At 64.9% G+C, this 14,280-nt stretch carries 12 protein-coding genes; 1 reads left to right on the top strand and 11 read right to left on the bottom strand.

What is annotated here, in order from left to right:
- Positions 1-48 precede the first annotated feature (48 nt).
- The 6 genes from rsmG to G3N96_RS14785 all read right to left on the bottom strand — a co-directional run bounded on the left by rsmG (position 49) and on the right by G3N96_RS14785 (position 8,255).
- Positions 49-735: a 16S rRNA (guanine(527)-N(7))-methyltransferase RsmG gene (rsmG, locus tag G3N96_RS14810; RefSeq protein WP_206137645.1), complete on the bottom strand. Its 687-nt coding sequence runs from the start codon at positions 733-735 to the stop codon at positions 49-51.
- Positions 732-2,702, bottom strand: coding sequence for a tRNA uridine-5-carboxymethylaminomethyl(34) synthesis enzyme MnmG (mnmG, locus tag G3N96_RS14805; protein ID WP_206137644.1), 1,971 nt, complete (start codon positions 2,700-2,702; stop codon positions 732-734). Before mnmG ends, rsmG begins: the two co-directional genes overlap by 4 nt.
- 589 nt (positions 2,703-3,291) lie before the next feature.
- Positions 3,292-4,047, bottom strand: a complete 756-nt coding sequence (locus tag G3N96_RS14800) for an ABC transporter ATP-binding protein (protein ID WP_206137643.1) — start codon at positions 4,045-4,047, stop codon at positions 3,292-3,294.
- Positions 4,047-5,831, bottom strand: a complete 1,785-nt coding sequence (locus G3N96_RS14795) for a branched-chain amino acid ABC transporter ATP-binding protein/permease (RefSeq protein WP_206137642.1) — start codon at positions 5,829-5,831, stop codon at positions 4,047-4,049. Before G3N96_RS14795 ends, G3N96_RS14800 begins: the two co-directional genes overlap by 1 nt.
- A 4-nt stretch (positions 5,832-5,835) precedes the next feature.
- The gene (locus G3N96_RS14790; protein ID WP_206137641.1) at positions 5,836-6,891 is read right to left on the bottom strand and encodes a branched-chain amino acid ABC transporter permease; all 1,056 of its coding nucleotides are present in this window, start codon (positions 6,889-6,891) and stop codon (positions 5,836-5,838) included.
- A 206-nt stretch (positions 6,892-7,097) separates the two neighbouring features.
- Complete coding sequence (locus G3N96_RS14785; protein ID WP_089493810.1) at positions 7,098-8,255, bottom strand: ABC transporter substrate-binding protein; 1,158 nt, start codon at positions 8,253-8,255, stop codon at positions 7,098-7,100.
- 335 nt (positions 8,256-8,590) lie between these two features.
- On the opposite strand from G3N96_RS14785, the gene G3N96_RS14780 reads away from it, so the two are divergent.
- Positions 8,591-8,875: a hypothetical protein gene (locus G3N96_RS14780; protein WP_124582190.1), complete on the top strand. Its 285-nt coding sequence runs from the start codon at positions 8,591-8,593 to the stop codon at positions 8,873-8,875.
- Between the two features lie 506 nt (positions 8,876-9,381).
- Here the strand turns inward: G3N96_RS14780 and G3N96_RS14775 are convergent.
- From G3N96_RS14775 to G3N96_RS14755, 5 genes are all read right to left on the bottom strand, one after another.
- Entirely contained in the window at positions 9,382-10,356 is a 975-nt protein-coding gene (locus G3N96_RS14775) for a branched-chain amino acid ABC transporter permease (RefSeq protein WP_039351467.1), read from the bottom strand.
- Positions 10,356-11,240, bottom strand: coding sequence for a branched-chain amino acid ABC transporter permease (locus G3N96_RS14770; RefSeq protein WP_011350508.1), 885 nt, complete (start codon positions 11,238-11,240; stop codon positions 10,356-10,358). Before G3N96_RS14770 ends, G3N96_RS14775 begins: the two co-directional genes overlap by 1 nt.
- Before the next feature lie 128 nt (positions 11,241-11,368).
- On the bottom strand, positions 11,369-12,568 hold the full coding sequence (locus G3N96_RS14765) for an ABC transporter substrate-binding protein (protein WP_089493806.1): 1,200 nt from the start codon (positions 12,566-12,568) through the stop codon (positions 11,369-11,371).
- A 77-nt stretch (positions 12,569-12,645) separates the two neighbouring features.
- Positions 12,646-13,401, bottom strand: coding sequence for an ABC transporter ATP-binding protein (locus G3N96_RS14760; RefSeq protein WP_089493805.1), 756 nt, complete (start codon positions 13,399-13,401; stop codon positions 12,646-12,648).
- A complete protein-coding gene (locus G3N96_RS14755) occupies positions 13,398-14,177 on the bottom strand; it encodes an ABC transporter ATP-binding protein (RefSeq protein ID WP_021160426.1) in 780 nt (259 codons plus the stop codon). The genes G3N96_RS14760 and G3N96_RS14755 overlap by 4 nt, the downstream gene beginning before the upstream one ends.
- Positions 14,178-14,280 lie beyond the last annotated feature (103 nt).

The following is a 14,280-nucleotide window of genomic DNA, read 5'->3' as shown; positions in this document are numbered from 1 at the left end:
TGTTCCCTTTACCTTCAAACAAACGGCGCGCTACTGCGCGCCTGCCCTTCAATTCGCTTCGTCGACGGCCACTTCGATCAGATGCCGTTCGGCATCGAGCATCGGCACCGCCAGCCGCATCGTCTGCTTCACACGGCTACCTTCCGGCAATCGCGCAATCTCGTCGTCCGGATGGACGCCCTTCATCGCCCAGATCGATCCGCTCGGCGCGACCAGATGTCGAGCAAGTTTAACGAAGTCGGATAGATCCGCGAAAGCGCGGGATACGATCATGTCGAATTTTTCCGGCACTTCGACACCCGGCTGCAGCGATTCGACCCGGCCGGTGACCACCGACAGGTTCGCGAGCTTCAACTCCGCGCGCATCTGCGTCTGGAATGCAGACTTCTTCTGCACGATATCGTTCAGCGTGACCTGCCAGTCCGGCTCGACGATCGCCAGCACGATACCCGGCAACCCGCCGCCCGAGCCTACGTCGAGCACGCGGGCCGATGCACGGCCGCGCAGATGCGGGACGATGGAAAGGGAATCGAGAATGTGCTGGATCAGCATCTGCTTCGGGTCGCGGATCGCGGTCAGGTTGTAGACCGCGTTCCACTTGCCGAGCAGCGCGACGTAGTCGAGCAGCTGGTTGCGTTGTGCATCCGTCAGGGTGAGGTCGAGCGCCGTCGTGCCTTCGACGAGCATCTGTTCCAGTACGTCCCGATTAACCGCCGGCGCGCGACGCGCCGTCATTGTTGCGTCGGGACGGCGCCGTCCCCCTGCTCCGTTGCCTCTGCGGCAGTGCCATTACGGCGACCCAGGCCGCGGCGCTTCAGGTGCACCATCAGCAGCGAGATCGCTGCCGGCGTGACGCCCGAGATGCGCGATGCCTGCCCGATCGTTTCCGGCCGGAACTCGTTGAGCTTCTGGCTCACCTCGAACGACAGGCCGCGGACTTCGCGGTAATCGATACCGTCCGGCAAGCGCGTGTTCTCGTTCGCGTCGTTGCGTTCGATCTCGGAGGCCTGACGCTCGATATAGCCCTGATACTTGATGCCGATCTCGACCTGCTCCTTGATCTGCTCGAGCATCACCGGATCGTCGGCCAGCGGCTCTGCAGGGCCGCATTCGCCGCCCTTCAGTCCACACACACCGTCGTAGTTGATACCCGGGCGGCGCAGCAGCTCGGCGAGGCTGTATTCATGGTCGATCGCCTTGCCGAGGAGCGCGGTCGCCTCTTCCGGCGGCAACGTCTTGGGCGTAACCCACGTCGACTTCAGGCGTTCGGTTTCACGTGAAACAGCGTCGCGCTTCCGGCTGAATGCGTCCCAGCGCGCGTCGTCGACGAGGCCCAGTTCGCGGCCCATCTCGGTCAGGCGCATGTCGGCATTGTCTTCACGCAGGCTCAGGCGATACTCGGCGCGGCTCGTGAACATCCGGTACGGCTCGGCCACGCCGCGCGTCACGAGATCGTCGACCAGCACACCAAGGTAGGCCTGGTCACGGCGCGGGCACCATGCATCCTTCTCCTGCACGTAGCGGCCCGCATTCAGGCCAGCCAGCAGACCCTGCGCGGCCGCTTCTTCATAGCCGGTCGTGCCATTGATCTGGCCCGCAAAGAACAGCCCGTTGATCGCCTTCGTCTCGAGCGACGCCTTCAGCGCACGCGGATCGAAGTAGTCGTACTCGATCGCATAGCCAGGGCGCAGGATATGTGCGTTCTCGAGGCCGCGCATCGAATGCACGAGCTCGAGCTGAACATCGAACGGCAGGCTCGTCGAGATCCCGTTCGGGTAGAACTCATTGGTCGTCAACCCTTCCGGCTCCAGGAAGATCTGGTGCGATTCCTTCGACGCGAACCGGTGAATCTTGTCCTCGATCGACGGGCAATAGCGCGGCCCGACGCCTTCGATCACGCCTGTATACATAGGGGAACGGTCGAGACCACCGCGAATGATGTCGTGCGTGCGCTCGTTCGTGTGCGTGACCCAGCACGGCAGCTGCTGCGGATGCTGCTCCGCGCGGCCCAGGAACGAGAAGACGGGAATCGGATCGAGATCGCCCGGCTGTTCGGTCAGCTGCGAGAAATCGATCGAGCGGCCATCGATACGCGGCGGCGTACCGGTTTTCAGGCGGCCCTGCGGCAGCTTCAGCTCCTTCAGGCGCGACGACAGCGACACAGCCGCCGGATCGCCCGCGCGGCCGCCCGTGTAGTTGTTCAGGCCGACGTGGATCTTGCCGTCGAGGAACGTACCGGCGGTCAGCACGACCGCGCGAGCGCGGAAGCGAATGCCGATCTGCGTGACGGCGCCCACCACACGGTCGCCTTCGACCATCAGGTCGTCGACGGCCTGCTGGAACAGCCAGAGGTTCGGCTGGTTCTCGAGCCGGTGACGGATCGCGGCCTTGTACAAGATACGGTCGGCCTGCGCACGCGTCGCGCGCACCGCCGGACCTTTCGACGAATTGAGGATCCGGAACTGAATACCGCTCTCGTCCGTCGCGGCTGCCATTGCGCCGCCCAGCGCATCGACTTCCTTGACCAAATGGCCCTTGCCAATGCCGCCGATCGACGGATTGCAGCTCATCTGCCCAAGCGTTTCGATGTTGTGGGTCAGCAGCAGTGTCTTTGCGCCCATGCGGGCGGACGCCAGCGCAGCTTCGGTGCCGGCATGACCGCCACCGACGACGATGACGTCAAATTCTGTGGGAAAAAGCATGGTGGATTCCGTACGCAGGGCTGCGCACGAACCTATCTGAGAAATGTATGGGGCGAATTATAGCGGGTTCGCTTTTCACCCGAACGCCGTCCGAATGGTAGGGTATGTGCATTTCGTCGATTTTTCGGCGATGAGCCGGTGAATCTGTGGTTCAGCGCCCACGCCGGCGAAGCTATCGGGCCACCCGCCGTACATCGCTGCGCCTGTGCAGAGGCCCATTTGTCGGAAATTTCACGTGGAACCTATAACCCGTTCGAGGCCCGCGTCCCGCCCAACGCCCAGGCGAAATACCCTCGGCCCCTTCCTCACAGAATTTCCGTCGGTTCGCTCGACACTTATCCCCAGTGACCCGGCACATCATCATTCTGTGGAACGAGTGGCACCCAGTTCCGATCGACAAACCGGATCGCCATCTGCATTGTGGATACCTCCACCTGCCGCCACTGCACAGCGCTTTTGATCGTTCCTCCAAGACTTATCCTCTGGTTGTTAACCGCCGATGCATTGGAGTCGGATCTCGACCCAAAAAACAAAAGCGGCGTGTTTCACGTGAAACACGCCGCCCGTTTCCCACCCACCGAGCCTCCGATCAAGCCGTTTTCTTCGCCAACCCGAGGTAGGTCTCGATCACGCGTGGATTCTGCGCGAGTTCCGCCGCCGGCCCTTCCAGCGCAAACTCGCCCGTCTCCAGCACGTAGCCGTAGTCGGAGATCTGCAGCGCCGCCCGCGCATTCTGCTCGATCAGCAGCGTCGCCACGCCCGTACCGCGCAACGCGCTGATGATATGAAAGATCTCCTTCACGATCAGCGGCGCCAGCCCCAGGCTCGGCTCATCAAGCATCAGCAGGTCGGGCTTGCCCATCAGCGCGCGGCCAACCGCGAGCATCTGCCGCTCGCCGCCGGACAGCGTCCCGGCCGCCTGCTTGCGCCGCTCCTTCAGACGAGGAAACAGCGCGAACACGTGATCGAGCTGATCGAGGAAGTTAGCTTCACCTGCCAGCTTGCGCCGATACGCGCCCAGCACGAGGTTATCTTCGACCGTCATCGTGCTGAACAGCTCACGCTTTTCCGGCACGAGGCACATACCGCGTGCGACGCGCTGCTCGACCGGCAATGCACCGACATCGTGACCGCGATACACGATCGCGCCCGACGCATGCCCAGTCACCGGCAGCGCGCCCATGATCGCGTTCAGCAGCGTCGACTTGCCGGCGCCGTTCGGCCCGATCACGCTGACAATCTGCCCCGCACCGACCTTGATCGCCGCGCCGTGCAGCGCCTCCACTTTCCCGTACCGGACCGCCAGCCCGCGCACGTCGAGAATCGGCATCGTCGTGTCCGTCATCACTCCACCCCGCCCAGATACGCTTCGAGCACCGCCGGATCCTGCTGCACGTCCTGCGGCAGCCCTTCCGCGATCCGTGTGCCGAACTCCATCACCACCAGCCGGTCGGTGAGATTCATCACGAAATCCATGTCGTGTTCCACGAGCAACACGCTCATGCCTTCCGCCTTCAGCCGCCGCAGCAGGTCGGCGAGTTGCTGCTTCTCCTGGTAACGCAGCCCGGCAGCCGGCTCGTCGAGCAGCAGCAGCGTCGGATCGCAACACAGCGCCCGTGCGATTTCGAGAATCCGCTGCTGGCCCAGCGCGAGGCTGCCCGCTTCGTCGTACATGTGTTTTTCGAGTCCGACGCGGCGGATCTGCTGTGCAGCCTCGGCCAGCAACTGCGCTTCCTCGTGGGCATTGAGCCGCACGACGCTACGCCACACGCCCGTATGGCCACGCAGGTGCGCACCGATCGCGACGTTCTCGAGTACCGTCATCGCCGGCAACAGCTTCACGTGCTGGAACGTCCGGCCGATGCCACGGCGGACGATCTGGCGCGATGTGAGTCCGTCGATGCGTTCGCCTCGGAACGTGATCGTGCCGCCCGTCGGCTTCAGCACGCCCGTCACGAGGTTGAACGTGGTCGACTTGCCGGCGCCGTTCGGGCCGATCAGCCCGATGATCTGCCCCGCTTTCACGTCGAAGCTGACGTCGTTGACGGCCACGAGCCCGCCGAACTGCTTGCGCGCGCTGTCGACGACGAGCAGCGGCTCGCCGGCCACGGGCTTCGCGCGTTGCGGCAACGGGTCGGCGTGCTCGGGCACATGCGCGCGCGGCCCACGCGGGAACAGCCTGGCGACGAACGGCCACACGCCCTGGCGTGCGTACTGCAGCAGCAGCACCATCAGCACGCCGAACACGATGATCTCGAAGTTGCCTTCCGAACCGAGCAGCTTCGGCAGCAACGTCTGCAGGTAGTCCTGCAGCACCGTCAGGATCGCCGCGCCGAGCACGGCGCCCCACACGTGCGACACGCCGCCGACCACGGCCATGAACAGGAACTCGATCCCGTGGTTCAGCCCGAACGGTGTCGGGTTCACCGCACGCTGCAGGTGTGCGTACAGGAAGCCCGAGATGGCCGCGAGCACGGCCGCATAGACGAAGATCACGACGCGCATCCACGCGGTGTTCACGCCCATCGCCTCGGCCATCACGCCGCCGCCGCGCAGCGCACGGATCGCGCGGCCCGGGCGACTGTTCAGCAGGTTCTGCACCGACACGATCGCGGCCAGCACGACGGCCCAGATCAGGAAATACAGGCTTCGGCCGCTTTCGAGCGTGATGCCGAACAGGTTCAGCGCCGGAATCCCGTTGATCCCGTCGTACTTGCCGAGCAGTTCGAGATTGCCGAACAGGTAGAACAGCGCCAGGCCCCACGCGATCGTGCCGAGCGGCAGGAAGTGGCCGGACAGTCGCATCGTGACCGCGCCGAGCACGAGCGCGACGAGCGCCGTCAGCACGACGCCGACGATCAGCGCGAGCCACGGCGACACGCCGTAGCGCGTCGTCAGGAGCGCGGTCGCATAGGCGCCGATGCCGACGAACGCGGCCTGCCCGAAGCTCGTCATTCCGCCGACGCCCGTGAGCAGCACGAGCCCGATCGCGACGATCGCGTAGAGGCCGATGTAGTTCAGCAGCGTGATCCAGTATTCAGGCACCTGCAGCGCGCCGGGCAGCACCGGCAGCGCGAACAGCACCACGAGAAACACCCAGAAGGTCTTGTTGCGTACCATCGTCTTCATCGTGTCACTCCTCTTCCTCTTCCGCGTGCGGCGTGGCGAAGCTCCGCCACAGCAGCACCGGAATGATCAGCGTGAACACGATCACCTCCTTGTACGCGCTCGCCCAGAACGACGAATACGATTCGAGCACGCCGACGAGCAGCGAGCCGGCGGCCGCGAGCGGATAGCTGACAAGCCCGCCGATGATCGCGCCGACGAAACCCTTCAGGCCGATCAGGAAGCCCGAGTCGTAGTAGATCGTCGTCAGCGGGCCGACGAGGATCCCGGACAGCACGCCGAGCCCCGCCGCGAACGTGAACGCGAGCCGCCCGGCCTCGGTCGTGCCGATGCCGACGAGCCGCGCGCCGAGCCGGTTCACCGACGTCGCGCGCAGCGCCTTGCCGGCGATCGTGCGGCCGAAGTACACGTAGAGCGCGCCGATCAGCACGAGTGCCGTCACGACGACCAGGATGCTCTGCACCGACACGGTCATGCTGCCGATCGACAGCGACGCATCCGAGAAGCCGTTGGTGCGCGAGCCTTCCGCGCCGAACATCACGAGCCCCAGGCCGACCATCGCGAAGTGGACGGCGACCGATACGATCAGCAGCAGCAGCGTCGTGCCTTCGGCGATCGGCTGGTAGACGAGCCGGTAGACGAACGGCCCCATCGGCACGACGATCGCGAGCGTCAGCGCGATCTGCGCGAGCATCGGCAGCGGCTGCACGGCGAAGCTGCGCGTGATAGCGAATACGGCGAGCGGCAGCAAGATGTAGCGGCTGCCGAGTGTCGCGAGCGTGCGACCGAGCTGCTGGCGCCGTTCGCGATGCCGGATCAGACCGCCGACTTCGAGCAGGAAGCATGCGATGCCCATCACGAACAGCAGCCAGCAGGTGGCGGGAAATTTCTGCGCCTGCAACGCGGCAAGCGTCAGCGCACCGTAGGCGACGAATTCGCCCTGGGGAATGAAGATCACCCGCGTGACGGAAAACACCAGTACGAGCGCCAGCGACAGCAATGCATATATGGCGCCGGTCGTGATGCCGTCTTGCGCGAGGATCGCTGCAATCGAGAGATCCATACGTTTCGTGTATCGAGAATGCTGCGGAGAAACGAAAGACAGGAACGACCGGGCGCACGGGCCGCAAGATCGACGCGTCGCGCGCCACGCAGCGAGCCCCTGAGGTTCCACACGACATGGGCACGGTCGCGGCCCGTCGGCCCCGGCACCCTGCCGACGGCATGCACGGCGCCATCCGCGCCGCGCACGCCGGTTTCACGTGATGCTTACTCGGCCTGCAGCTTCCACTTGCCGTCGACGATCTGCACCATCACGCGCGCACGCGTGTCGAAGCCGTTGTGATCGGTCGGCGTCATGTTGATCACGCCGTGCGACACGGGCAGATCCTTCACGTTCTCGATCGACGCGCGCAGCGCCTCGCGAAACGCCTCGGTGCCCGGCTGGCCCTTCTTGAGTGCTTCCGGAATCGCACGCTGCAGCAGCAGCCCAGCATCCCACGCATGGCCGCCGAACGTCGCCAGCGAGCCCGCGCCGTACGCCTTCTCGTACGCGGCCTTGTAGCCGAGCGCCGGCTTCTTCACCGGGTTCGAATCGGGTAGCTGGTCGGTCACGAGCACCGGGCCGGCGGGCAGGATCTCGCCTTCGCAATCCTTGCCGCACACGCGCAGGAAGTCGTTGTTCGCGACGCCGTGCGTCTGGTAAACCTTGCCCTTGTAGCCGCGCTCCTTCAGCGTCTTCGCCGGCAGCGCCGCCGGCGTACCGGAGCCGGCGATCAGCACCGCATCCGGGTTCGAACCCATCAGCTTCAGCACCTGCCCCATCACCGACGCGTCGGTGCGGTTGTAGCGCTCGTTCGACACCAGCTTCAGCCCGTTCTTCGCGGCCGCCGCATCGAACGTCTTGTACCAGCTGTCGCCGTACGCATCGGCGAAACCGATGAAGCCGACCGTCTTCACGCCGTGCTTCGCCATGTAGCCGGCGATCGCGTCGGCCATCAGCTGGTCGTTCTGCGGCACCTTGAACATCCATGCGCGTTTCGCGTCCATCGGCGAGATGATCTGGGCGCTCGCCGCGAGCGAGATCGTCGGCGTCTTGCCCTGCGACACGGGGTCGAGCATTGCCAGCGAGTTCGGCGTGACGGACGAGCCGATGATCGCGTCGACGTGATCTTCATCGATCAGCTTGCGCACGTTCTGCACCGCTCGGCTCGTGTCGGATGCGTCGTCGAGCACGATGTACTGCACGCTCTTGCCGGCGATTTCCTTCGGCAGCAGCGCGATCGTGTTCTTTTCCGGAATCCCGAGCGATGCGGCCGGCCCGGTGGCCGACAGCGTCACGCCGATCTTCACCTGCGCCGACGCCGTTGCCGCCGCGCACACGAGGCCCGCGGCGAGCACGGCCTCCATCCATCGATTCATCTTCATTTACGTTGTCTCCAAACGCTGCTCGAAAAAGCCTCGGGTCGCTCGGGCGGCTCCCGATCCCCAAACAAGTTAATAAATTAACTATCTCGCCATACCGCGTCTACGCTCGTTTTCCCGTGAAACACCCCATCTTCAACGGCACCCGGACGGAACCACGCACGGACGCACCGGCCGGCAGTCGAAACGGTCGTTCGACCGTCACGATGCGTAGCGGCGGTGTCGTCTGGATGAAGAAAGCGGAGAAAGGCGTAATCGTGTGCGCAATCGATGTATGCACAACGATCAAGGAAAGGCACGTCGATCCGGCCTGATGCGGGCAGGTCCGCGCGCGGCGCATGATCGGGAAGCCGGCTGCTCATGCGAATACGGATGCCGATATCGACACGGATGCGCACGCAACGACCGGCGATGACGCCAGAGCGCGCCTACAGGCCGCAGAACGGCTCGGGAAGGCCGCGGCGACAGCAGCCCAACCCCACGACGAACGAACGGCACCCGCCGCCCTTCCTGCCCCGATCCATCGTCCTGCGCTGCTCATCCAACCGTACTCCCTCTTCTGCATTCCGCTTGTAGGAGAACTGCCGACCGATTTTCCCGACCGCGCGGTCGGCGAAAGCTGAGTGTAACGGACGCGTTTTGCGCACGCCAACCGGGTTAGCCCGAACGGCCTGCGCACGGCTGAGCATCGTCTGCGAACGACTCGAGGGAAAGCGGAAATCGGGAAAACGGAGGGACGCGACGAAGCGCGGAAGAAGCGCGGTGCGAACGCAAGCGCGGAATACGGCCGCCGCGCAGGCCGATGCACCAACAGCGGAAATCCGTGCACGCAAATGAAAAAGCGCTGTTGGATTCCGTCCAACAGCGCTTTGGGGTTCGGGCACTTTGTGCCTCGATTGTCTCCTCGTTCTCCACCTGCAAATTCGTTTCGCGGTGCATCAGAACTAAAGTGAATCTTAAAGAGGCTTAAGCACCACGGCAACTTAGCATTTACCCCTATGGTGCATCGCCGCACGAAAATGGGGCACCAGCTTGCCGCGCGGCGTCGGCTCGAGCCCGTTGCGACGCCCTTCCGGAGCATGCCGGATGGTGCTTCGCATCAACGCCCCGTGACGTGCGCCGCACGCATTCAGGACGCCCTGAGCGGCTTGATCCGCGCGACCATTTCACCGACGATGCCGCGCCGGAATGCGAGCACGCATGCGATGAAGATCAGCCCGGTGACGATCGTCGCCGATTCGCCGAGCGAATGGAACCACGCGACGCCCGTCGTCGACGCGAGCCATTCGCCGATGTCGCCGAGCCGGTCTTCCAGCGCGACGATCAGCGCCGCGCCCAGCAGCGGCCCGAACAGCGTGCCCATCCCGCCGACGAGCGTCATCAGCACGACGAGGCCCGACATCGTCCAGTAAGCGTCCGACAGCGTCTCGAAGCCGAGCACGAGCACCTTCAGCGAGCCGGCCAGCCCCGCGATGCCCGCCGACAGGATGAACGCGAGCAGCTTGAAGCGGTCGGTGTCGTAACCGAGCGAGATCGCGCGCGCTTCGTTCTCCTTGATCGCGACGAGCACCTGGCCGAACGGTGAATGCACGACCCGCACGATGAACGCGCACGCGGCGACCACCACGGCCAGCACGACGTAGTACAGCGCGACGTCGTTCGACAGGTCGAGCAGCCCGAACAGATGGCCGCGCGGCACGCCCTGCAGCCCGTCCTCCCCGTGCGTGAACGGCGCCTGCAGGTAGATGAAGTAGACCATCTGCGCGAACGCGAGCGTGATCATCGCGAAGTAGATGCCCTGCCGCCGGATCGCGAACAGCCCGACGACGAGCCCGAGCAGCGTCGCGGCAACGGTGCCGACCAGCACGCCGAGCTCCGGCGTGAAACCGAGCGTCTGCATCGAATAACCGGTCGCATAGCCGGCGGTCGCGAGGAACATCGCATGGCCGAACGACAGCAGCCCCGTATAGCCGATCAGCAGGTTGAACGCGGCCGCGAACAGCGCGAACGTGAGCACCTTCATCACGAACACCGGATACGCGCCGATGAACGGCGCGGCGAGCAGTGCGGCAAGCAGCACGCCGTAGAGCACTTTTCTCTGCATCATTTTTCCTTGCCGAAGAGGCCCGCCGGGCGGAACAGCAGCACGATCGCCATGATCACGAACACGACCGTGGCCGACGCTTCGGGGTAGAACACGCGCGTGAAGCCCTCGATCACGCCGAGCAGCAGGCCCGTGACGATCGAGCCGAGGATCGAGCCCATCCCGCCGATCACGACCACCGCGAACACGGTGATGATCATCGGCTGGCCCATCAGCGGCGACACCTGGATCACCGGCGCGGCCAGCACGCCCGCGAACGCGGCGAGCGCGACGCCGAAGCCGTAGGTGAGCGTGATCATCATCGGCACGTTCACGCCGAACGCCTCGACGAGCTTCGGGTTCTCGGTGCCCGCCCGCAGGTACGCGCCAAGGCGCGTCTTCTCGATCACGAACCACGTTGCGAGACACACCGCGAGCGACGCGACGACCACCCACGCGCGGTAGTTCGGCAGGAACATGAAGCCGAGGTTGGTGGCGCCGGACAGCTGCGACGGCACGTCGTACGGCTGGCCGGACGAGCCGTAGATCGACCGGAACACGCCTTCGACGACCAGCGTGAGCCCGAACGTGAGCAGCAGCCCGTACAGGTGATCGAGCTTGTACAGCCAGCGCAGCATCGAACGTTCGATCAGGATTCCGAACGCGCCGACGACCAGCGGCGCGATCACGAGCATCGCCCAGTACGGCAGCCCGAAATACGACAGGCCCATCCACGCGAGCATCGCGCCCAGCATGAACAGCGCGCCGTGCGCGAAGTTGATCACGTTGAGCAGCCCGAAGATCACCGCGAGCCCGAGGCTCAGGATCGCGTAGAACGAGCCGTTGACGAGCCCGAGCAGCAACTGGCTCAGCATCGCCGGCAACGGAATGCCAAAGATTTCCATCGACTTAGCCGTCAGAATGAGTTTCGTTGCGCGCGCAACCTTCATGCAGCGCGTGCGCGGGCGGCGCAGCGGGCACATCGCCGCAGCCGCCACCGAGCGGCGCGCCCGCGCGCACCGCTACGCCCTGCTTACTTCCACAATGCGCAGCGCGTTTCCTGCTTGGTCCCGAACGCCTGCTCGCCCGGAATCGTCGCGAGCACCTTGTAGTAATCCCACGGCTCCTTCGATTCCGCCGGCTTCTTCACTTCCATCAGGTACATGTCGTGGATCATGCTGCCGTCCGTGCGGATGTAGCCCTTTGCATAGAAGTCGTTGATCTTGATCTTCTTCAGCTCGGCCATCACCTTGTCGGAGTCGGTCGTGCCGGCGGCCTGGACGGCCTTCAGGTAGGTCGTCACCGACGAGTAGTCGGCCGCCTGCAGGCTCGACGGCATCTTCTTCATCTTGCCGAAGTAGCGCTGCGCCCACTGGCGCGACGCCGCATCGCGGTTCCAGTACCAGCTGTCGGTCAGCACCAGGCCCTGCGTCGTCTCGAGGCCGAGGCTGTGCACGTCGTCGATGAACATCAGCAGCGCGGCGAGCTTCATCGTCTTCGTGATGCCGAACTCCTTCGCGGCCTTGATCGAGTTGATCGTGTCGCCGCCCGCGTTCGCGAGGCCGAGGATCTGCGCTTTCGACGCCTGCGCCTGCAGCAGGAACGACGAGAAATCCGATGCCGACAGCGGGTGGCGCACCGCGCCTAGCACCTGGCCGCCGTTCGCCTTCACGACATCCGACGTATTCTTCTCGAGCGCCTTGCCGAACGCATAGTCGGCTGTCAGGAAGAACCACGACTTGCCGCCTTGCTTCACCACCGCCGAACCGGTGCCCTTCGCGAGCGCCATCGTGTCGTAAGCGTAGTGAACCGTGTACGGCGTGCACTGCTCGTTGGTCAGCGTGTCGGCGCCCGCGCCGATGTTGATGTAGACCTTCTTCTTCTCGGCCGCGACCTGGTTCATCGACAGCGCGGTGGCGGAGTTCGTGCCGCCGACCAGCAGGTCGAGGCCGCCGCGGTCCATCCATTCGCGCGCCTTCGACGCGGCGATGTCGGCCTTGTTCTGGTGATCGGCATAAACGACCTCGATCGGCTTGCCGAGCACCTTGCCGCCGAAGTCGGCTACTGCCATGCGGATCGCCTCGAGGCCACCCTGCCCGTCGATATCCGCGTAAAGCCCCGACATGTCGGTGATGAAGCCGATCTTCACGGTATCCGCCGCGTGTGCGGCGCCGGCGGTGAACGCGGCAGTCGCGAGCGCGAGACAGGCCTGTGCGAGGGTCTTCATTTTCATTGACGTCTCCTGTTGTTCTGATGCGTTGTGGTTGTTCGAGGGCCGCCACGGCTAGCGGCAAGGGAAACGGGGCGGCGTCACACCCCGAGCAGGTCGTGCAGGGTCGGCATCTTGCTTTCCAGTTCGGCCGCCTGGAAATGCTCGACGATGCTGCCGTGCTCCATCACGTAGAAGCGGTCGGCGAGCGGCGCGGCGAAGCGGAAATTCTGTTCGACCATCACGATCGTGTAGCCGCGCGCCTTCAGCGCGACGATCATCCGCGCGAGCGCCTGCACGATCACCGGTGCGAGGCCTTCGGAAATCTCGTCGAGCAGCAGCAGGTTCGCGCCGGTGCGCAGGATCCGCGCGACCGCGAGCATCTGCTGCTCGCCGCCGGACAGCCGCGTGCCCTGGCTCTGCCGGCGCGACGCGAGGTTCGGGAACATCGCATAGATCTCGTCGATCGGCATCGCGTGCTCGCGCGGCCCGATCAACGGCGGCAGCATCAGGTTCTCCTCGCACGACAGGCTCGAGAAGATCCCGCGCTCCTCCGGGCAGTAGCCGATGCCGTAATGCGCGATGCGGTGCGTCGGGAGGCCGATCGTCTCGTTGCCCGCGACCTTGATCGACCCGCTGCGGCGGCCCGTGAGGCCCATGATCGCGCGCAGCGTCGTCGTGCGGCCCGCGCCGTTGCGGCCAAGCAGCGTGACGACTTCACCGCGGTGCACCGTCAGGTCGACACCGTGCAATATGTGGGATTCCCCGTACCAGGCCTCCAGGCCCGTGATCTCCAGCGCGGGCGTACCGCTTTCGACGCCGCTCAATTCGCGTTCCTCCCGTTCGCTGTGCTTCATGCGTGCGCCCCCGCGAGCGCCGCATCGGCACTGCCCATGTAGGCCTCGATGACGAGCGGATTCTTCGACACCTCCGCATACGAGCCTTCGGCCAGCACCTCGCCGCGTTGCAGGACGGTGATCGTGTCGGAGATGCCCGCGATCACGTTCATGTTGTGCTCGACCATCAGAATCGTGCGGCCGCTCGCGACCTTCTTGATCAGCGCGGTCACGCGATCGACGTCCTCGTGGCCCATCCCCTGCGTGGGCTCGTCGAGCAGCATCAGTTCGGGTTCCATCGCGAGCGTGGTCGCGATCTCCAGCGCGCGCTTGCGGCCGTACGCGAGCTCGACGGTCGGCACCTGCGCGAAATCGGTGAGGCCGACCTGCGTGAGCAGGTCCATCGCGCGGTCGTCGAGCCGTTTCAGCGTGCGTTCGCTGCGCCAGAAATGGAATTCGGTGCCGAGCGCGCGTTGCAGCCCGATGCGCACGTTCTGCAGCGCGGTCAGGTGCGGAAAGACGGCCGAGATCTGGAACGAGCGGATGATGCCGCGCCGCGCGACCTGCGCGGGCCGCTCGTCGGTGATGTCGATGCCGTTGAAGACGATCTGGCCGGCCGTCGGCGTCAGGAATTTGGTGAGGAGGTTGAAGCAGGTGGTCTTGCCCGCGCCGTTCGGTCCGATCAGCGCATGGATCGCACCGCGACGCACACGCAGGTTCACGCCGTTGACGGCCGTGAAACCCCTGAATTCCTTGGTCAGTCCGCGTGTTTCCAGAATCGTGTCGCCGAGAATCATGTTCCCTTCCGTACGAAGTCAGGCGAAGCACCGGGAAGATTCGCGAGAAGCGTCCGCGAAACAGGTCAGCGGATGAGCGGGCTGCCCCGGGCGCCGTGTTACG

The sequence above is a fragment of the Burkholderia sp. Se-20373 genome, assembly GCF_017104705.1.
Taxonomy (GTDB): Bacteria; Pseudomonadota; Gammaproteobacteria; order Burkholderiales; family Burkholderiaceae; genus Burkholderia.
This window is presented reverse-complemented; position numbering and strand designations above follow the sequence as displayed.

Excerpts from the sequence above, each read along its gene's own strand:
- rsmG (WP_206137645.1), bottom strand. The coding sequence starts at position 735 with ATGACGGCGCGTCGCGCGCCGGCGGTTAATCGGGACGTACTGGAACAG.
- mnmG (WP_206137644.1), bottom strand. The coding sequence starts at position 2,702 with ATGCTTTTTCCCACAGAATTTGACGTCATCGTCGTCGGTGGCGGTCAT.
- G3N96_RS14800 (WP_206137643.1), bottom strand. The coding sequence starts at position 4,047 with ATGACGGACACGACGATGCCGATTCTCGACGTGCGCGGGCTGGCGGTC.
- G3N96_RS14795 (WP_206137642.1), bottom strand. The coding sequence starts at position 5,831 with ATGAAGACGATGGTACGCAACAAGACCTTCTGGGTGTTTCTCGTGGTG.
- G3N96_RS14790 (WP_206137641.1), bottom strand. The coding sequence starts at position 6,891 with ATGGATCTCTCGATTGCAGCGATCCTCGCGCAAGACGGCATCACGACC.
- G3N96_RS14785 (WP_089493810.1), bottom strand. The coding sequence starts at position 8,255 with ATGAAGATGAATCGATGGATGGAGGCCGTGCTCGCCGCGGGCCTCGTG.
- G3N96_RS14780 (WP_124582190.1), top strand. The coding sequence starts at position 8,591 with ATGATCGGGAAGCCGGCTGCTCATGCGAATACGGATGCCGATATCGAC.
- G3N96_RS14775 (WP_039351467.1), bottom strand. The coding sequence starts at position 10,356 with ATGCAGAGAAAAGTGCTCTACGGCGTGCTGCTTGCCGCACTGCTCGCC.
- G3N96_RS14770 (WP_011350508.1), bottom strand. The coding sequence starts at position 11,240 with ATGGAAATCTTTGGCATTCCGTTGCCGGCGATGCTGAGCCAGTTGCTG.
- G3N96_RS14765 (WP_089493806.1), bottom strand. The coding sequence starts at position 12,568 with ATGAAAATGAAGACCCTCGCACAGGCCTGTCTCGCGCTCGCGACTGCC.
- G3N96_RS14760 (WP_089493805.1), bottom strand. The coding sequence starts at position 13,401 with ATGAAGCACAGCGAACGGGAGGAACGCGAATTGAGCGGCGTCGAAAGC.
- G3N96_RS14755 (WP_021160426.1), bottom strand. The coding sequence starts at position 14,177 with ATGATTCTCGGCGACACGATTCTGGAAACACGCGGACTGACCAAGGAA.